General features: G+C 56.1%; 17 protein-coding genes, 2 tRNA genes, 1 rRNA gene and 1 pseudogene. 13 read left to right on the top strand and 8 right to left on the bottom strand.

Annotated elements, in window-relative coordinates; all coding sequences use genetic code 11:
- The first annotated feature begins 1 nt into the window (after nt 1).
- Nucleotides 2–117 (top strand): 5S ribosomal RNA (gene rrf, locus NR795_RS00005).
- Nucleotides 118–172: 55 nt separating this feature from the next.
- Nucleotides 173–249: transfer RNA gene (locus tag NR795_RS00010), tRNA-Asp, on the top strand.
- Nucleotides 250–322: 73 nt separating this feature from the next.
- Here the strand turns inward: NR795_RS00010 and yafC are convergent.
- Nucleotides 323–1222, bottom strand: a complete 900-nt coding sequence (yafC, locus tag NR795_RS00015) for a DNA-binding transcriptional regulator YafC (RefSeq protein WP_257756630.1) — start codon at nt 1220–1222, stop codon at nt 323–325.
- Nucleotides 1223–1418: 196 nt separating this feature from the next.
- Here yafC and NR795_RS00020 point away from each other — a divergent pair, with 196 nt between their 5' ends.
- Nucleotides 1419–2219 (top strand): endonuclease/exonuclease/phosphatase family protein, encoded by an 801-nt coding sequence (locus NR795_RS00020; protein ID WP_144819246.1) that lies wholly within the window; start codon nt 1419–1421, stop codon nt 2217–2219.
- 79 nt (nt 2220–2298) lie between these two features.
- Nucleotides 2299–3066, top strand: a complete 768-nt coding sequence (locus tag NR795_RS00025; protein WP_144819248.1) for a class I SAM-dependent methyltransferase — start codon at nt 2299–2301, stop codon at nt 3064–3066.
- 68 nt (nt 3067–3134) lie between these two features.
- Here NR795_RS00025 and mltD read toward each other — a convergent pair whose 3' ends face one another.
- Nucleotides 3135–4502, bottom strand: a complete 1368-nt coding sequence (mltD, locus tag NR795_RS00030) for a murein transglycosylase D (RefSeq protein WP_257756632.1) — start codon at nt 4500–4502, stop codon at nt 3135–3137.
- Between the two features lie 73 nt (nt 4503–4575).
- Nucleotides 4576–5331, bottom strand: a complete 756-nt coding sequence (gene gloB / locus NR795_RS00035; RefSeq protein ID WP_257756633.1) for a hydroxyacylglutathione hydrolase — start codon at nt 5329–5331, stop codon at nt 4576–4578.
- A gap of 33 nt (nt 5332–5364) precedes the next feature.
- Between gloB and NR795_RS00040 the strand changes: the two genes are divergently transcribed.
- Nucleotides 5365–6081, top strand: a complete 717-nt coding sequence (locus NR795_RS00040) for a class I SAM-dependent methyltransferase (protein ID WP_144819254.1) — start codon at nt 5365–5367, stop codon at nt 6079–6081.
- Here the strand turns inward: NR795_RS00040 and rnhA are convergent.
- Nucleotides 6082–6659 (bottom strand): annotated as a pseudogene (gene rnhA / locus NR795_RS00045) (ribonuclease HI). It lies immediately after the preceding gene.
- Here rnhA and dnaQ point away from each other — a divergent pair.
- A complete protein-coding gene (gene dnaQ / locus NR795_RS00050) occupies nt 6613–7344 on the top strand; it encodes a DNA polymerase III subunit epsilon (RefSeq protein ID WP_042396156.1) in 732 nt (243 codons plus the stop codon). The pseudogene rnhA and the gene dnaQ sit on opposite strands and share 47 nt — an antisense overlap.
- Nucleotides 7345–7476: 132 nt before the next feature.
- Nucleotides 7477–7553 (top strand) — tRNA-Asp (locus tag NR795_RS00055).
- An 85-nt stretch (nt 7554–7638) separates the two neighbouring features.
- Here NR795_RS00055 and NR795_RS00060 read toward each other — a convergent pair.
- Together NR795_RS00060 and fadE are read right to left on the bottom strand one after the other, a co-directional pair.
- Nucleotides 7639–8412 (bottom strand): amidohydrolase, encoded by a 774-nt coding sequence (locus NR795_RS00060; RefSeq protein ID WP_144819258.1) that lies wholly within the window; start codon nt 8410–8412, stop codon nt 7639–7641.
- 111 nt (nt 8413–8523) lie between these two features.
- Nucleotides 8524–10983: an acyl-CoA dehydrogenase FadE gene (gene fadE / locus NR795_RS00065; protein ID WP_144819260.1), complete on the bottom strand. Its 2460-nt coding sequence runs from the start codon at nt 10981–10983 to the stop codon at nt 8524–8526.
- Between the two features lie 237 nt (nt 10984–11220).
- On the opposite strand from fadE, the gene lpcA reads away from it, so the two are divergent.
- Nucleotides 11221–11802: a D-sedoheptulose 7-phosphate isomerase gene (gene lpcA, locus NR795_RS00070; RefSeq protein WP_042396145.1), complete on the top strand. Its 582-nt coding sequence runs from the start codon at nt 11221–11223 to the stop codon at nt 11800–11802.
- Between the two features lie 46 nt (nt 11803–11848).
- On the top strand, nt 11849–12616 hold the full coding sequence (locus NR795_RS00075) for a class II glutamine amidotransferase (protein ID WP_042396149.1): 768 nt from the start codon (nt 11849–11851) through the stop codon (nt 12614–12616).
- Here NR795_RS00075 and dpaA read toward each other — a convergent pair.
- On the bottom strand, nt 12587–13330 hold the full coding sequence (gene dpaA / locus NR795_RS00080; protein WP_144819262.1) for a peptidoglycan meso-diaminopimelic acid protein amidase: 744 nt from the start codon (nt 13328–13330) through the stop codon (nt 12587–12589). The genes NR795_RS00075 and dpaA overlap by 30 nt on opposite strands.
- A gap of 275 nt (nt 13331–13605) precedes the next feature.
- On the opposite strand from dpaA, the gene dinB reads away from it, so the two are divergent.
- The gene (gene dinB / locus NR795_RS00085; RefSeq protein ID WP_257756634.1) at nt 13606–14661 is read left to right on the top strand and encodes a DNA polymerase IV; all 1056 of its coding nucleotides are present in this window, start codon (nt 13606–13608) and stop codon (nt 14659–14661) included.
- 86 nt (nt 14662–14747) lie between these two features.
- Here the strand turns inward: dinB and pepD are convergent, their stop codons facing one another.
- Nucleotides 14748–16205 (bottom strand): cytosol nonspecific dipeptidase, encoded by a 1458-nt coding sequence (pepD, locus tag NR795_RS00090; RefSeq protein WP_144819266.1) that lies wholly within the window; start codon nt 16203–16205, stop codon nt 14748–14750.
- Nucleotides 16206–16460: 255 nt separating this feature from the next.
- On the opposite strand from pepD, the gene gpt reads away from it, so the two are divergent.
- From gpt to crl, 3 genes are all read left to right on the top strand, one after another.
- Nucleotides 16461–16919 (top strand): xanthine phosphoribosyltransferase, encoded by a 459-nt coding sequence (gene gpt, locus NR795_RS00095; RefSeq protein ID WP_042395309.1) that lies wholly within the window; start codon nt 16461–16463, stop codon nt 16917–16919.
- 105 nt (nt 16920–17024) lie between these two features.
- Nucleotides 17025–18269: an esterase FrsA gene (gene frsA / locus NR795_RS00100; protein ID WP_257756637.1), complete on the top strand. Its 1245-nt coding sequence runs from the start codon at nt 17025–17027 to the stop codon at nt 18267–18269.
- A 57-nt stretch (nt 18270–18326) separates the two neighbouring features.
- Nucleotides 18327–18728 carry a sigma factor-binding protein Crl gene (gene crl / locus NR795_RS00105; RefSeq protein ID WP_144819270.1) on the top strand — a complete coding sequence of 134 codons (402 nt, stop codon included), beginning with the start codon at nt 18327–18329 and terminating at the stop codon, nt 18726–18728.
- Nucleotides 18729–18783: the final 55 nt, after the last annotated feature.

Here is an 18783-nt window from a genome sequence, read left to right on the forward strand (position 1 = left end):
GCCTGGCGGCACTAGCGCGGTGGTCCCACCTGACCCCATGCCGAACTCAGAAGTGAAACGCCGTAGCGCCGATGGTAGTGTGGGGTCTCCCCATGCGAGAGTAGGGAACTGCCAGGCATCAAATTGAAGTAAACCGGGACACAATACCCGGTTAGTGACAAAGAAATTCGGTGGAGCGGTAGTTCAGTCGGTTAGAATACCTGCCTGTCACGCAGGGGGTCGCGGGTTCGAGTCCCGTCCGTTCCGCCACTTATTTAAGAAGCCGTATCTCTCACGAGATACGGTTTTTTTTTGCCTGCTATTTACAGCGCAAACGCCAGCTTCACGGCTGCTGACGCTGTTTCACATACTCACTGAGAAAGTCGACGAAGGCACGGATGCGCGTGCTGACGGCTCTGTCGCTGTAGTAAACTGCGCTGAACGGCATCTCTACCGGCAGACGCTTATCCGCCAGCACCTCAACCAGCTCACCGCTGGCAATCTCCTTATCTGTCATATAGTCAGACAGACAGGCAATACCGTTCCCGGAAAGACAGAGATATTTCAGCGTTTCGCCGCTGTTAGAGGTGATCCCACTGTTGATTTCATATAGCTGCCCATCTTCACAGGCAATCGGCCAGGTATTAAGCGAAACAGGCTCGGTAAAGCCCATGCAGATATGATGCTTAAGGTCATCCACGCTCTGAGGCGTACCGTATTTAGCCAGATAGGCCGGGGAGGCGATCATCCTGCGAGAGCTTTTAAACAAGGGTCGGGCCCGCAGGCTGGAGTCAGTTAGCGTGCCAACACGAATAGCAACGTCAACTTTACGCTCGATCAGGTTAATAAAGGTCTCTGAAGAGACCAGCGAGAGCGTCACGTCCGGATAACGCTCACGGAATGGCTTAATCATCGGCATGAGAAAATGCAACACAACGGGCGTCGCGGCGTCGATACGCAGCAGCCCGCGCGGGATCTGCTGATGCTCCATTACCTCGTTTTCTGCCGCCGCCATCTCCTGAAGAATGAGCTGCACGCGGCGGAAATAGCGCTCACCCTCCTCGGTCAGGCTCAGTTGACGCGTCGTGCGGTTAAGCAAGCTCACGCCCAGCTTGGTCTCCAGCTTCTTTACCGCCCGGCTAACGGCCGAATTGGCTTGGCCTAGCTGCTCAGCGGCACGGCTAAAGCTTCCGCTCTCCACTACGGCGACAAATATAGCCAGCTCTTCTGATGTTGCCTTCATTTTTGCACCTGTAGCAAAACTTTATCTGCATTTTATCGATTTTTGTTATTTAACCATGCGCCTGTATTGGGTGTCACTCAGTTAGCAAAACATCTGTTTTTACATGCAGCGTTGAAAGTGTGCGCTAAAATCCCTATAACAGAGAGAGTGGCCCTGGTATCCAGGGTAAACAGGTTACAGAGGTAAGAAGCCCAAAGTGCGAAAACATACCCATGCCATGCGCTATATCGCGGGACAACCCGCCGAGCGGATCCTGCCGCCCGGGTCATTCGCGACCATTGGCCAGGCATCGCCTCCAGGCGCGCCGCTGAGCCAGGAAGAGAATATCCGCGTTCTGGTGTGGAACATCTTTAAGCAGCAACGCGCAGAGTGGCAGTCGGTACTGCAGAATTTTGGTAAAGATGCCCACCTCGTGCTGCTGCAGGAGGCACAAACCACGCCTGAGCTTATCCGTTTTGCCACTACCAACTATCTGGCGGCAGATCAGGTCCCGGCCTTTGTGCTGCCTCAGCATCCCTCTGGGGTCATGACGCTGGCCTCGGCGCATCCGGTTTACTGCTGCCCGCTGCGCGAACGTGAGCCGATCCTGCGGCTGGCAAAATCGGCCCTCGTGACGGTCTATCCTCTGCCTGACGGACGCCTGCTGATGGTCGTCAACGTCCATGCGGTCAACTTCAGCCTGGGGGTTGATGTCTATAGCAAGCAGCTGCTGCCTATAGGGGATCAGATCGCCCAACATAATGGCCCGGTGATCATGGCTGGCGATTTCAATGCCTGGAGCCGCCAGCGTATGAATGCGCTCTATCGCTTCTCTCGGGAGATGTCGCTGCGTCAGGTACGCTTTACGGATGACAACCGCCGTCGGGCGTTTGGTCGCCCGCTCGATTTTATCTTCTATCGTGGCCTGAACGTGAATGAAGCCTCAGTGCTGATCACCCGCGCCTCCGATCATAACCCGCTACTCGTTGAATTCAGTCCCGGCAAGCCTGATAAATAGTGGTGCGTCAGGTCTGCCGTAGGGCAGGCCTAAACGCGGGTGCTGCCCTCTTTTTTACTTAACTTAAAAGGACAGCACAATGGCAGAAAAATCCCACCATGATAACGTTGAAGAGCAGTTTGGCTCCCAGGCGAACGCCTACTTAACCAGCGCCGTGCATGCCGTAGGCCGTGATTTAGAGCGGCTGCGCGAGCGTCTCCAGCGCTTCCCTCAAGCCCACCTGTTAGACGTCGGCTGTGGCGGAGGACATGCCAGCTTTACCGCCGCGGCTGTAGTAGGGCAGGTAACGGCGTACGATCTTTCCAGCGATATGCTGGGCGTGGTAGCCGCTGCGGCAAAAGAGAAAGGCCTGGGTAATATCAGCACCCAGCAAGGCTATGCGGAGCATTTACCTTTTGCCGATGAGACCTTTGATGTAGTCATTAGCCGCTATTCAGCGCACCACTGGCAGGATCTTGGCCAGGCCCTGCGTGAGATTAAGCGCGTCCTGAAACCGGGTGGAACGGTATTCCTGATGGATGTGATGTCGCCTGGCGAGCCAGTACGTGATATATGGTTGCAAACGGTTGAAGCGTTGCGCGATACCTCTCACGTGCGCAACTACTCTAGCGGCCAGTGGCTGGCGCAGATTAACGAGGTGGGGCTCACTACCTGTGATTTAGTTACCGATCGACTGGTGCTGGAGTTCTCCTCCTGGATCGCCCGTATGCGGACGCCGGATGCGCTGAGCAAGGCGATTCGGCTCTATCAAAACAGTGCCTCGCAGGCGGTAAAAGCCTATTTTGAGCTGCAAGACAGTGGTTCTTTTACCAGCGATATCGTGTTTATTGAGGCGAAAAAACGCTAATTTACGCAAACAGCAATAAAAAAAAGCACCGGGGGAAACGGTGCTTTTTATCTGAAACGGTTTGCTGATCAGGAGTCTGGCGTGGCGCTATCTTTCACAAACAGCGTGAGCTGATCCCCAGGCTGCAAGTTATCCGTACCGTCATTCCAGCGCATCACATCCTTGATATTTACGCCGTAATCTTTCGCAATGCTGGAGAGCGAATCGCCTTTACGCACGCGATACTTAACGCTATCGCTGTTGCTGGCAAGACGCTGTGCGCTGCTGCCTGCACCAACGGTCAGGCTCTGCCCAACCTTCAGGGTTGAACCGCGTAGGCTATTCCATTGCTGGAGATCCTTAGCAGTCACACCCAGGCGTGAAGCAATGCCGGAAAGCGTATCGCCAGAACGTACCTTATAGCTGCGGCTGGTCAGCGGGGTGTTATTCGCCATCAGCGTCGGCTGTACGGCAGCGATTTCACCCGAGGCCAGCGATTCACGCAGCTGCTCAGCATGCTTCTGCGGCACCATTACATACTGCGGTCCACCGGAGCCCAGCGTCGAGCCCTTAACGCCAGCGTTAAAGGTTTTCAGCTTGCTTACCGGCATGCCGGCCATATCCGCCAGCTGGCTCATGCCAACCGGACTGTTCAGCCGAACGCGGGCCAGCGCGCGGCTGTCGTCAGGCGTAGGCAGACGAACACCGTAGCGCTTGCTGTTCTTGAGGATATCACTCAAGGCCAGCATTTTTGGCACGTAAATTTTCGTTTCCTGAGGCAAGGAGAGCGACCAGAAATCGGTGGGTTTACCCCGCGATTTATTCGCTTTCATTGCCTTCATGACACGCCCTTCGCCGCTGTTATAGGCAGCCACCGTTAACAACCAGTCGCCGTCAAACATGCGGTTAAGACGCTGCATCATGTCGAGTGCGGCCGTAGTTGATGCCACAACGTCACGACGCGCATCGTAAGTGCGAGTCTGTTTCAAACCGTAGTTGCGCCCCGTGCTCGGAATGATCTGCCAAATGCCTGCGGCATTGGCGCCAGACGTCGCGTGCGGGTTAAAAGCGCTCTCCACTATGGGTAGTAGTACCAGTTCCATAGGCATGTTACGTTTCTTAACTTGCCCTGCTATCCAGTACATATACGGCTCTGCCCGTAAAGTTACATCGTGGAGATAGCTCTTGTTGCTTAAATACTTCTGTTTCTGTTCGCGAATCCGGTCATTTTCCGGAATTCCCATCTTTAGCTCGTCGCCAATGGCAGCCCATAAGTCCTGATCCTGCGCGAGGGATGTTCCATCGTCCATCCACCGCGCCTGACTTGTAAACTGACCTGCTTCCCCTTGACTAGCTGCAGAAAGGCTCTGTGCGTGCTGTTGTACGTTGCCGTCGTGATTAGACGCCTGACAACCCACGAGCAGGACAGAGGCGAGTAATATCGCTTGTGCCTTCATGTGTGTGAGTCAATAGTTGCTTAAAAGACGAGCAATCATAACGGCGAAGGATCCAGATGACAAGTATGAAATTTCAGAAAGCGTCTTTCTTTGACCTCAACCATGCAAAACGTGTATTAGGCTGTTGCAAAGTTGTTTCTTTGGCAATAACAGTAATTAAATCAGGATCTTCAGTGCGTAGAAAAACATTAATCCGGCGCTCATTTTCCAGCGTAACGGGCAGCGTTGGGTGGTTTTTTGCCCGTAACTGCTTCACTTTATTAAGATAATCCTCAATAGCCGCGTCATTGGGCAGAATATGCTGGGCAAACTTCATATTCGTTAATGTATATTCATGCGCGCAACATATAACCGTTTCACCGGGAAGTGCGTTAATTTTTTGAAAAGATTGATACATCTGATCTGCAGTACCTTCGAAAAGTCTGCCACAGCCGCCTGAAAACAGCGTGTCGCCGCAAAAAAGGTAAGGAATTGTGTAGTAAGAGAGGTGGCCTAGCGTATGGCCCGGCGTTGCAAAAACAGAAAATTCGTAGCCCAAAAGAGTGAGCTTATCCCCCTCGACTATGCATTTCGTTGCTCCTTTATTTCGTGTCTCTTCCGGCCCATATACCACTGCGTCCGGGAACTGCTGGCAGAGTTCTTTCACGCCGCCAACGTGATCGTGATGGTGGTGGGTGAGCAGAATCGCTTTGGGCTGCCACTGGTTTTCTTGAATTGCCTTAAGCACCGGAGCCGCTTCGCCCGGATCGACAATCACACAGTGACCCTCGTCATTGCTTAACACCCAGATGTAGTTATCCTGAAATGCGGGAATACTGTTAAGATTCATATAATACCTCTCAAAGCGTAGCGGAAGGTTGTGATGAAACCGGCAAGGATACCTCGAACGTTGTCAGCACCCGCCCACTGGGCTGAGTTTTCCCGTGGCGAATACTACCGCGAGGCGCTGGAACAGCAGCTTAAGCCCTGGTTCGCAAAAATCTACGGATTTCACCTGCTTAAGATTGGCAATCTCAGCGCGGAAATCAATGCCGAAAGCTGCGCTATCTCGCATCAGGTTAATGTCTCACTGCAGGGCGAGCCTGCGCAGGTCAGAGCCGATCCGCTGCATCTTCCCTTTGAGAATAAATCCGTGGACGCCTGCCTGCTGGCCCATACCTTAAGCTGGTGCCAGGATCCCCATCGCCTGTTAAATGAGGCCGATCGCGTGTTGATTGACGATGGCTGGCTGATACTGAGCGGGTTTAACCCCGTCAGCCTGCTTGGATTGCGCAAGGCATTGCCCATCAAGCGTCGGTCAGCGGTCTACCGCAGCCGGATGTTTACCATGATGCGCCAGCTCGACTGGCTATCGCTGCTCAACTTCGAAGTTGTGCATCATAGCGGTTTTCAGGTGCTGCCCTGGACCCGGCAGGGGGGAAAAGTACTGACTACCCATCTGCCGGCGCTGGGCTGTATGCAGCTTATCGTTGCCCGCAAGCGGACTATCCCGCTAACGCTCAACCCGATGAAGCAGAGTAAAGCGAAAGCACGGGTGCCTCAGGCGGTTGGTGCAACCCGTCAGTACCGCAAACCCTGATTAGCTCTCGGGCTGATAGCCCACGTCTTCTTGAGTTGGATTCATAGCGGCGCTACGGGCCAGCTCGTCGCAGCGTTCGTTTTCCGGATGGCCCGCGTGGCCTTTAACCCACTCCCAGCGGATCTGATGCTGGCTGAGTGCCGCATCCAGCCGCTTCCAGAGATCGACATTCTTCACCGGTTTCTTATCGGCCGTTTTCCAGCCGCGCTTTTTCCAGTTGTGGATCCACTGGGTGATCCCCTGGCGGACGTACTGGCTATCGGTACTCAGCACCACTTCGCAGTGCTCTTTCAGCGCTTCAAGAGAGACGATGGCCGCCATCAGCTCCATCCGGTTGTTGGTCGTAAGACGATATCCTTCGCTGAAGGTTCTTTCATGCTGTTGATAGCGTAAAATAGCACCGTAGCCGCCTGGCCCTGGGTTCCCTAAGCAAGATCCATCGGTGAAAATTTCTACCTGTTTGAGCATCTCTGGTAGACTTCCTGTAGTTGAAATCGACGTAAAACGACAAGTCTGACATAAATGACCGCTATGAGCACTGCAATTACACGACAGATCGTCCTTGATACGGAAACCACCGGTATGAACCAGATCGGTGCCCACTATGAAGGACATAAGATTATTGAAATCGGCGCGGTAGAGGTGATCAACCGCCGCCTGACCGGCAATAACTTCCACGTCTACCTTAAGCCGGATCGGCTGGTGGATCCGGAAGCCTTTGGCGTGCACGGGATTGCAGATGAGTTTTTGCTGGATAAGCCGCTGTTTAGCGACGTCGCCGATGAGTTTATCGACTACATTCGCGGCGCTGAGCTGGTGATCCACAACGCATCGTTTGATATTGGCTTTATGGACTATGAGTTCAGCAAGCTGAACCGGGGCATTCCTAAAACGGACACCTTCTGTAAGGTGACCGATAGCCTGGCGATGGCAAGGAAGATGTTCCCCGGCAAGCGCAACAGCCTGGATGCCCTCTGCTCACGCTATGAGATAGATAACAGCAAGCGAACGCTGCACGGGGCGCTGCTCGATGCCCAGATCCTTGCCGATGTCTTCTTAATGATGACGGGCGGGCAGACCGCTATGGCGTTCTCCGTAGAAGGGGAGAATCAGCAGGCGCAGGGCGAGGCCACTATTCAGCGCGTTGTGCGTCGGGCCAATTCGCTTCGCGTGGTGTTAGCCAGCGATGAAGAGGTGATGGCGCATGAGTCGCGTCTCGATCTGGTGCAAAAGAAGGGCGGTTCCTGCCTGTGGCGAGCCTGAAACCTCTTGTTTTGTGGATAAAAACAGCGCCCGGGCGATTTTTGCAGCAAACGATGCAAAAGCCGTGAAAAAGCGTTGACGGCGTGCGAGGCAATACGTACTATTCGCCTCGTTCCCAAGGGAACACAACGCGGAGCGGTAGTTCAGTCGGTTAGAATACCTGCCTGTCACGCAGGGGGTCGCGGGTTCGAGTCCCGTCCGTTCCGCCACTATTCAGAAGGCCTGAGTCAGCAATGATTCAGGCCTTCGTCGTTTTTGTTCTCCAAACGGGCAGCGGCGTACCCGTTAGTGACATCACTTCTCCAGCGTAAAGGGATCGGCATCCTGCCAGGCCGGGAACTTTTCGCGATAATCTTTCAGTGCGGCCAGCGACAGCTCGGCATCGATACGTGTCGCCTGATGTGGCTCGGCGGTAGCGAGGATCTCACCCTGTGGGCTGACAATTCGGCTGTCGCCGCGATAGTGATGCCCGTTGCCGTCGGTGCCGACGCGGTTACAGCCCGCAACATAGGCCTGGTTCTCAATGGCCCGTGCCACCAGCAGCGCCTGCCAGTGCAGCGAACGCGGCGCAGGCCAGTTAGCTACGTACAGGGCGAGGTCATAGTCGTTGCGGTTGCGTGACCAGACCGGGAAGCGCAGGTCGTAGCAGACCAGAGGCAGAATGCGCCAGCCACGCCACTCAAACACCACGCGCTCGGTACCGGCTTCGTAGTGGTGATGCTCATCGGCCATGCGAAACAGATGACGCTTATCATAGCTATGCACCTTGCCCTCCGGCTCAACCAGCAGGAAGCGGTTTACCGGCCCGCGCTCGCTCTGCAGCGCTGCGCTACCGGCAACCAGGGCATTGGTCTGCTGGGCTTTGGCCTGCATCCATGCAATCACTTCACTCTGCGGCAGCGACTGCTGCGCGGCCTGCATAGCAAAACCCGTCGTGAACATCTCCGGCAGAACGATAACGTCGCGCCCGATAATCGTTTCCAGTTGGCGATCGAAGTGCCGCAGATTAGCCGGGCCATCCATCCAGACCAGCGGCTGTTGCAACAGCGTAATTTTAAAACCAGGCACGATGAGTCTCCCCATTTTTGTAGCGTCCGAACACTCTACCACGGCAAAACGTGAATGTGTGGCAATAAAAAACCCTGCCCGGAGGCAGGGTCGGTTGCAGCACAGATAACGTTACGCGGCTTCGATTTTACGCACTTTTTCCGGCAGCATAGGGAGCAGGGGCTTGACCGGCTGGGTAGCCAGCGCGTCTGCCTCAAAATCATCCACGTTGATACTGCGCAGGCGGCTCTCTTCGGCTTTGGTCAGGATCCGCGCTTCGTCAGCACTGATGATCCCTTTATCCAGCGCCTCTTTAGCCAGCGTATCCAGACGGGTAAACGGCAGGTTTTTACCGAACTCTTTACAGATGCGCTGGTGGATCGGATCCGCAGCCATCACGTCCAGCAGGGCGTCTTCCAGCAGGCCGACAGGGTTATGCTCGCTGGCCGTCAGGTACTGACCGCGGCCAATGCGGGAGCGGGTGGCACACGGTGTTTGCAGGATCTTCGCCACCGCATGGTCCAGCCTGTCCGACGGGGCAAGGTAGTGACGCCCGGTAGGGAAGATGGTGGCGCGGAGCAGGGCGGCAACGCCACGGTTCGGGAAGTTTGCCAGCAGGTCGTCCATCGCTTGCTCAGCCTTGTAGAGCGCATCCTGCACGCCCCAGTGGACCAGCGGCAGATCGGCTTCGTGACGGCCTTCATCGTCGTAGCGTTTCAGCGTCGCGCTGGCGAGGAAGATCTGGCTCAGAATATCCCCCAGACGTGCCGAGATGCGTTCCCGACGTTTCAGGCTACCGCCCAACACCGCCATCGAGACATCCGACAGCATCGCCAGGTTGGCGCTCATGCGATTAAGGTGCTGATAGTAGCGGCGGGTCGCATCCCCGGTTGGCGTGCTGCTGGTCAGGCCGCGAGTCAGGCCAAGCCAGAAGCTGCGCACCGTGTTGCTGCCCACGTGGCCGATGTGTTTGAACAGCAGCTTATCGAAAGCGTTAAGATCGTTGCTCTGAGCAGCGGCCATCTCATCCAGTACATAAGGGTGGCAGCGGATCGCCCCCTGGCCGAAGATCATCATGCTGCGGGTAAGGATGTTAGCCCCTTCCACGGTAATAGCGATCGGTGCGCCCTGGTAGTTGCGGGCAAGGAAGTTGCCCTCACCGAGCATAATCCCTTTGCCGCCAGCGATATCCATGGCATCAATAATCGACTGCTGACCACGGTGGGTACAGTGATATTTGACGATAGCAGAGAGCACCGCGGGTTTTTCACCAAGTACGATGGCGTAGGTGATCAGCGACGCGGCGGCATCCATCACGTAGGCGTTACCGGCAATGCGTGCCAGCGGCTCTTCAATGCCTTCCATCTTGCCAATGGCGATACGGAACTGGCGACGAATGTGAGCGTAAGCGCCGATACCCATCGCAGCCGACTTCAGACCCCCCGTAGAGTTGGACGGCAAGGTAATGCCACGGCCTACCGACAGGCACTCCACCAGCATCCGCCAGCCCTGACCGGCCATTTTTGGCCCGCCAATGATGTAGTCAATGGGTACAAAGATATCCTGTCCGCGGGTCGGACCGTTCTGGAATGGAACGTTAAGCGGGAAGTGGCGACGGCCAATCTCCACGCCGGGCGTGTTGGTAGGGATCAGCGCACAGGTAATGCCCAGCTCTTCGTCGCCGCCCAGCAGTTTTTCCGGGTCGGAGAGTTTAAACGCCAGGCCCAGCACGGTCGCGATGGGGGCCAGCGTGATATAGCGTTTGTTCCAGGTCAGGCGCATGCCGAGCACCTGCTCGCCCTGCCACTCGCCCATGCAGACGACACCGGTATCCGGGATAGCACCGGCATCGGAACCCGCTTCCGGGCTGGTCAGCGCAAAGCAGGGGATCTCATCCCCACGGGCCAGACGCGGCAGGTAATGGTTTTTTTGCTCTTCGGTACCGTAGTGTTGCAGCAATTCGCCTGGGCCTAAGGAGTTAGGCACGCCGACGGTGATGGCCAGAATACCAGAGACGCCAGAGAGCTTCTGCAGCACGCGAGACTGGGCATAGGCCGAGAACTCAAGGCCGCCGTACTCTTTTTTGATGATCATCGCAAAGAAGCGGTGCTCTTTCAGATACGCCCACAGTTCGGGAGGCAGGTCGGCCATCTCATGGGTGATCTGAAAATCATTCGCCATGCGGCAGGCTTCTTCCACCGGCCCGTCAATAAACGCCTGCTCTTCGGCTGTCAGGCGCGGCTGCGGATAGCTATGCAGCTTTTTCCAGTCCGGATTACCACGGAACAGATCGCCTTCCCACCATGTGGTCCCGGCGTCAATGGCCTCTTTCTCGGTGCGCGACATCGGCGGCATTACCTTGCGGAAACCACGAAATGCCGGGGCGGAGATCATCGATTTACGCATCGCGGGCAGATTGAATGGCACCAGGATAATGGCGAGCGGTACCAGCACCCAGATAGACCACAGGCCGGAAACGCCGAGCGCGGCGGTCCAGGCCAGCAGGATCAGGCTACTTAAAAACAGGCTGACGCGATGGTAAAACAGCGCGCCAATCAGTACGACGGTTGCGATAAGACTCAAAATCATCATAAACAATTGCTCCCTGGCTTGTAGGAGGTCTGACCACTTAGGATGTTATTGTTGTAGTGGATGCGACTATATTTAGCAATGTATTTACAAAGTAATTACAACCTGGTTCACATTGTTGATGATGATGAGAGCACGTATACCTAAAACGCCCGGTGATAAGTGTGGCTTTAGCTTCTCGCGTGTGGTGCTATCCGGTAAACTGCGCACGTAAAATTTATCTATTCTGAAGGACATCTTATGTACCAGGATCTGATTCGTAACGAACTGAATGAAGCAGCAGAGACGCTGGCTAACTTTCTGCAGGATGACGCCAATATTCACGCCATCCAGCGCGCCGCGGTACTGCTGGCCGACAGCTTCAAAGCCGGTGGCAAAGTGCTCTCCTGCGGCAACGGCGGTTCCCACTGTGATGCGATGCATTTTGCCGAAGAGCTGACCGGTCGCTACCGCGAGAACCGTCCGGGCTACCCGGCTATCGCTATCTCTGACGTCAGCCACATCTCCTGCGTCGGTAACGACTTTGGCTACGACTACATCTTCTCCCGCTATGTAGAAGCGGTAGGCCGCGAGGGCGACGTGCTGCTGGGTATCTCCACCTCCGGCAACTCCGGCAACGTCATCAAAGCCATCGACGCTGCGCGCGCAAAAGGGATGAAGGTAATTACCCTGACTGGCAAAGACGGCGGCAAAATGGCCGGTAGCGCCGACATTGAGATCCGCGTTCCGCACTTTGGCTACGCCGACCGCATTCAGGAAATTCATATCAAAGTGATCCACATCTTGATTCAGCTGATCGAAAAAGAGATGGTGAAGGCTTAAGACGTCGTACGGGGGCTAGGCCCCCGATAAGCTGTGGAGGTGTTGTATGTGCGAACTGCTCGGGATGAGCGCCAATGTGCCTACCGATATTTGCTTTAGTTTTACCGGGCTGGTTCAGCGGGGTGGGGGAACCGGGCCGCACAAAGACGGCTGGGGCATCACCTTTTACGAAGGCAAGGGCTGTCGCACGTTCAAAGATCCGCAGCCCAGCTACAACTCTCCGATAGCGAAACTGGTTCAGGATTACCCGATTAAGTCTTGTTCAGTGGTGGCCCATATTCGTCAGGCCAATCGGGGAGAGGTGTCGCTGGAGAATACCCATCCCTTTACCCGCGAGCTGTGGGGACGCAACTGGACCTACGCCCACAACGGGCAGCTAACGGGGTATAAAACGCTGGAGACCGGCAACTTCCGTCCGGTTGGCGAGACCGACAGCGAGAAGGCGTTTTGCTGGCTGCTGCATAAGCTCACCGCCCGCTATCCGCGCACGCCAGGCAATATGGCGGCGGTGTTTAAGTACATTGCCTCGTTGGCGGGGGAGCTGCGTGAGAAGGGCGTGTTCAATATGCTGCTGTCGGACGGACGCTACGTGATGGCGTTCTGCTCAACGAATCTGTTCTGGATCACCCGTAGAGCGCCATTTGGCGTAGCCAAGCTGCTGGATCAGGATGTTGAGATCGACTTTCAAAAAGAGACCACGCCCAATGACGTGGTCTCTGTGATTGCTACCCAGCCGCTTACCGGCAATGAAACCTGGCACAAGATCATGCCAGGGGAGTGGGTGCTATTTTGTCTCGGGGAGCGTGTAGTTTGATGCCAGCTGAGGCTGGATCGCGCCGCTGTTGTTAAGCGGCTTGCTCACCACATAACGGCCATCCACCACCGAGACGACCGGCGGCTGGTGGAGGGTATTGAAGTAGTCATAGCCAGGCTTCAGCTGCTTCCAGAAGTCCGCATAGTATGAGTTCTTATGGCGCGCCATATTAGCGTCGGTCATGCGGAACGGATAGATGCTTACCTGCACGCCCTGCTGGCCAAACACCAGTGCGCCGGTGACGAACTGGAAGATCTCATCGATGCCGGAATCGGTCATGGCGTAGCAGCCTACCGAAACACATGCCCCGTGGATCATCAGGTATTTTCCTTCATAGCCGTGCGAGCGATCGTAGGCATTAGGGAAGCCGATGTTGATCGCCTTATAGAAGCGGCTATCCGGCTTAAGCTGGCTGCGCTGAACGGTATAGAACCCTTCCGGACTTTTGAAATCGCCCTGACGCTGTTTCGGACCGAGACCGCCGGAGTAGTTACAGATCTTGTAGCTATCCATCAGCTGGTACTGCTCGCCCATCTTGACGTACAGCTCAAGCGTGCGCTCTTCCTTAAAGATCTGGATATAGACCGGGGAACCCATTAACTGCTGCTTGTATTCTTTACTAACGGGCGTTGTTGAGCTGTTGCTGCTGAGCAGGCCGGCAAACGAGACGCACGGTATTGTAAGCATCGCAATGAATAATGCGATTATGCGCATACTACTTGTTCCTTGATAAAGCGGTTACCATATTGCCAGGACGGCAAAAGCGATCCGAAATAAGACTAATCTGTATTAGGAGCGCTCACATTATCACCCCCATATTTTTTCGCAAGCCCGCCAGGCGGAGTTTACAAATTGTTTTGCTCAGGCCCCATCATACCGCTATTCAAGACCCTTGGCTAAGCTTGTGCATAAGCGGTGCTTCTCATTTTATCCGCAAAGGCTGTATACTTATCCAGTGAGGGCAGAGACTTCCCAGGCAAACTAAGCAGATGCGAAAAATAATACATGTTGATATGGACTGCTTTTTCGCAGCGGTTGAGATGCGTGACAATCCCGCTCTGCGAGATATCCCTATCGCCATCGGCGGAAGCCGTGAGCGGCGGGGCGTCATTAGCACCGCGAACTACCCGGCGCGCAAGTTTGGCGTCCGCAGCGCGATGCCTACCGGAATGGCGCTCAAACTCTGCCCGCATCTCACCCTGTTGCCGGGGCGCTTCGATGCCTATAAAGAAGCCTCGCGGCATATTCAGGCGATCTTCTCCCGCTATACCTCACGCATTGAACCTCTCTCGCTGGATGAAGCCTTTCTCGACGTGACCGACAGCGTGCACTGCCACGGCTCGGCCACCCTGATGGCCCAGGAGATCCGCCAGAGCATCTTTAACGAGCTGCAGCTCACCGCCTCGGCGGGCGTTGCGCCGGTTAAGTTTCTGGCTAAGATCGCCTCCGACCTCAACAAGCCCAACGGCCAGTACGTTATTACCCCGGACGAGGTGCCCGCCTTTCTGAAGACGCTGCCGCTGGCGAAGATCCCGGGGGTTGGCAAAGTCTCGGCCGCAAAGCTGGAGACGCTCGGCCTGCGCACCTGCGAAGACGTGCAGAAGAGCGATCTCGCCATGCTCCTCAAACGCTTCGGAAAGTTTGGCCGCGTGCTCTGGGAGCGTAGCCAGGGCATTGACGAGCGAGAGATCACCGGTGAGCGGCTGCGCAAGTCGGTGGGCGTGGAACGAACCCTGGCGGAAGATATCCACGAATGGGAGGAGTGTGTGGCGATTATCGAGCGCCTCTACCCGGAGCTGGAGCGGCGGCTGGCCGCCGTTAAGCCGGATCTGCTGATCGCGCGTCAGGGAGTAAAGCTCAAGTTTAACGATTTTCAGCAGACTACACAGGAGCACGTCTGGCCCCGGCTGAATAAAGAGGATCTGATTGCCACCGCCCATAAAGCGTGGGATGAGCGACGGGGAGGGCGAGGCGTGCGGCTGGTGGGGCTGCATGTAACGCTGCTCGATCCGCAGCTTGAAAGGCAGCTAGTGCTGGGGCTGTAAAAAAGCCCGGCAGCGTAATGCCTGCCGGGCCTGTAGCTCGATCTCTGTAGGCCCGGTAAGGCGAAGCCGCCACCGGGCGTTACTGTCTATTTCGCTGGAATGGACTTCAGCAGTTCGGTCAGCAGGGTCCAGTACTGACCCACGCTTTCGATGTGTACCTGCTCATCCGGGGAGTGCGGACCGGTGATGGTTGGCCCAATAGAGACCATGTCCATATCCGGGTACGGCTTTTTGAACAGGCCGCACTCAAGGCCGGCGTGGATCACCTGGATGTTCGGCGTTTTGTCGAACAGACGCTGATAGGTTTCACGCACCAGCTGCATGACCGGAGATTTTGCATCCGGCTGCCAGCCTGGATAGCTGCCTTTCGCCGAGGTCTGCGCGCCTGCCAGCGTGCCTAACGACTCCAGCATGCTGACCACGTACTCTTTACCGCTGTCGATCAGGGAGCGGATCAGGCAGATGATCTCTGCGCTCTCGTCCTGCATGGTCACCACGCCCACGTTCAGGGAGGTTTCCACCACGCCTTTCGCGACGTCAGAGTTGCGGATCACGCCGTTCGGCGTGGCGTTCAGCAGCTGAACAAACGCGTCGCGGGAAGCGGTCGTCAGCGCGGCTTTATCAGAGGCAACGCTCTCCAGCTGCACGGTCAGGTTCTTCTCTTTGATCGCCAGTTCGTTGGTCAGGATAGCCTGGTACGCCTCCGCCAGCGTCTTCAGCTGTTCAGCTTTATCTGCGGCAACGGCAACGGTGGCGAAAGCTTCGCGTGGAATCGCGTTACGCAGCGTACCGCCGTTGAAGTCCAGCAGACGCAGATCCAGCTCGGCAGCGTGGCCAGCGAGGAAGCGGGCCAGCAGCTTGTTAGCGTTGCCAAGACCGAGGTGGATATCGCCGCCGGAGTGGCCGCCTTTCAGGCCCTTCAGCGTCAGGCGGAAGGTCTCAAAGCCAGCGGGAACCGCTTCGCGGGAGAGAGCCAGCGTGGAGATAAAGTCGATGCCGCCAGCACAGCCCATGTAGATCTCACCCTCTTCTTCAGAGTCGGTGTTGATCAGGATATCAGCCTGTAACCAGCCAGCCTGCAGACCAAATGCGCCGTCCATACCGGCTTCTTCAGTCATGGTCAGCAGCACTTCCAGCGGGCCGTGAGCCACAGCGTCGTCAGCCAGCACCGCCAGCGCCGAGGCCATGCCGATACCGTTATCCGCGCCCAGGGTCGTGCCGCGGGCTTTTACCCACTCGCCGTCAACGTAGGGTTGAATCGGGTCGACGGTAAAGTCGTGCACGGTGTCATGGTTTTTCTGCGGCACCATATCCAGGTGCGCCTGTAACACCACCGGCTTGCGGTTTTCCATGCCAGCGGTGGCAGGTTTGCGGATCAGGATGTTGCCGACCTGGTCGCGCTCGGCGTGAAAGCCTTTCTCTTTCGCCCAGCCCATAACGTGTTCAGCAAGCTGTTCTTCATGATAAGAGGGGTGCGGAATAGAGCAGATCTTGGCAAAAATATCCCACAGCGGCTGGGGGGATAGTTGAGACAGTTCAGACATAATGATTCTCCATGTCAATGGCCTGCAGAACAAGGGGGCAGGGCACAGGATTAGCGATAACAGAGCATCACGCGCTATGCGGGTGAGAGAAATTCAGAATACCACTTTATTGCCTGTCTGAGTGTGACACGTGTAAAAAGCACAGGGCGGGCCGCGTAATACTGGTTTTTAGTGCGTCAGATCTCTATAATCTCGCGCAACCCATTTTCCCCTGAACACATTTAAGCCGTTTTACAATAGGCTGGGACACTTCACATGAGCGAAAAATACGTCGTCACCTGGGACATGTTGCAAATTCACGCCCGCAAGCTGGCCGCGCGCCTGATGCCGTCAGAACAGTGGAAAGGCATCATTGCCGTCAGCCGTGGTGGTTTAGTACCGGCTGCCCTGCTGGCCCGTGAGTTGGGTATTCGCCATGTTGATACCGTTTGCATCTCCAGCTACGACCACGACAACCAGCGCGAGCTGAAAGTGCTGAAACGTGCTGAAGGCGACGGTGAAGGCTTTATCGTAATTGACGATCTGGTGGATACCGGTGGTACCGCCGTGGCTATCCGTGAGATGTACCCGAAAGCCCACTTCGTCACTATTTTCGCCAAGCCGGCCGGTCGCCCGCTGGTGAATGATTATGTGATCGATATCCCGCAGGATACCTGGATTGAGCAGCCGTGGGACATGGGCGTGGTCTTCGTACCGCCTATTTCTGGCCGCTAAGCTGCTTTTTTCTTAACTTTACGCCCGGTTATGCCGGGCGTTCTGTTATTTAGCGCCCGGCAGGTTACAATAGGTGAAGTGACGTAATCATGGAGGCTGCGCGCAATGTCCCAGGCTAACCTCAGCGAAACCCTGTTCAAACCCCGTTTCAAACATCCCGAAACCTCGACGCTGGTGCGCCGTTTTCAGCGGGGAAACCCTCCTGCTATGGACTCCGCGCTGGACGGGGCCAACGTTCCGCACTGGTATCGGATGATCAACCGCCTGCTGTGGGTTTGGCGCGGGGTCGATCCGCGTGAAATCCTCGACGTGCAGGCGCGGATCGTCATGAGCCAGGCCGAGCGTACCGACAGCGATCTCTATGACACCGTGGTGGGCTATCGCGGCGGCAACTGGATCTACGAGTGGGCGACCCAGGCGATGCAGTGGCAGCAGAAGGCCAGCCAGACCCAGGACGATGCCCTTAGCGGTCGCCAATGGCTTCACGCCTCTAATCTCTACAGCATTGCGGCTTACCCGCATCTGAAAGGCGACGATCTGGCCGAGCAGGCGCAGGCCCTGGCCAACCGCGCCTATGAAGAGGCCGCTCGCCGTCTGCCGGGCACGCTGCGCGAGCTGGAGTTCGCTATTCCCGGCGGCTCGCCGCTGGTGGGGTTTTTACATATGCCAAAAGGCGACGGCCCGTTCCCGACGGTGCTGGTGTGCGGCGGCCTTGATAGCCTCCAGAGCGACTACTACACCCTGTTTGAGCGTTACTTCGCGCCGAACGGCATCGCGATGCTGACGCTCGATATGCCGTCGATCGGTTTCTCCTCAAAGTGGAAGCTGACCCAGGACTCCAGCATGCTGCATCAGCACGTGTTGAAAGCGCTGCCGGACATTCCGTGGATCGATCACACCCGCGTAGCCGCGTTTGGCTTCCGCTTCGGGGCTAACGTTGCCGTCCGGCTGGCCTACCTTGAGTCACCGCGCCTGAAAGCGGTAGCCTGCCTCGGGCCGGTGGTGCACTCGCTGCTCACCGACTCTCAGCGTCTCAGCGGGGTGCCGGAGATGTACCTCGACGTGCTGGCCAGCTGTCTCGGGATGCATGATGCCTCAGATGAGGCGCTGCGCGTAGAGCTGAACCGCTACTCGTTAAAAACGCAGGGCCTGCTGGGACGCCGCTGTCCGACGCCAATGCTCTCCGGCTTCTGGAAAAACGATCCCTTCAGTCCGGAAGAGGAGTCCCGGCTTATTGCCTCCTCCTCTGCCGACGGTAAGCTATTGGAGATCCCGTTTAAGCCGGTTTATCGCAATTTTGATAAGTCACTGCAGGAAATTACTGCCTGGATGAAGCATAGATTGCGTTAATGCGTTACTTAATTCCATTGATTTGGTAAAACAGTTGCATCACAAAAGGAGATCGCAATGACGTTACCGAGTGGACACCCGAAAAGCAGACTGATCAAGAAGTTTATGGCGCTTGGCCCTTACATCCGCGAGGAGCAGTGCGAAGGGAACCGTTTCTTTTTTGACTGCCTTGCCGTATGCGTCAACGTGAAACCAGCCCCTGAAAAGCGTGAGTTTTGGGGCTGGTGGATGATAATGGAAGCCCAGGAAAAACGCTTCACCTATACCTACCAGTTTGGCCTCTTTAATAAAGAGGGCCACTGGGAGCCGGTTGATATTAAAGATGCGGAAGTGACCGATCGTCTTGAGCTGACGCTGCAGACTTTCCACGAGCGCGCCCGCGAGCTGCTGGCAACGTTGGAATTAAAGCTGGAGCCTGCCGACGACTTTAAAAACGATGCGGTCAAACGCAGCGCCTGATTAATCTGACGCCATAAATAAAAAAGGCCCTTCACCGACATGAAGGGCCTTTTTG

This window comes from Pseudescherichia sp. L3 (assembly GCF_024656065.1).
Classification (GTDB): Bacteria; Pseudomonadota; Gammaproteobacteria; order Enterobacterales; family Enterobacteriaceae; genus Pseudescherichia.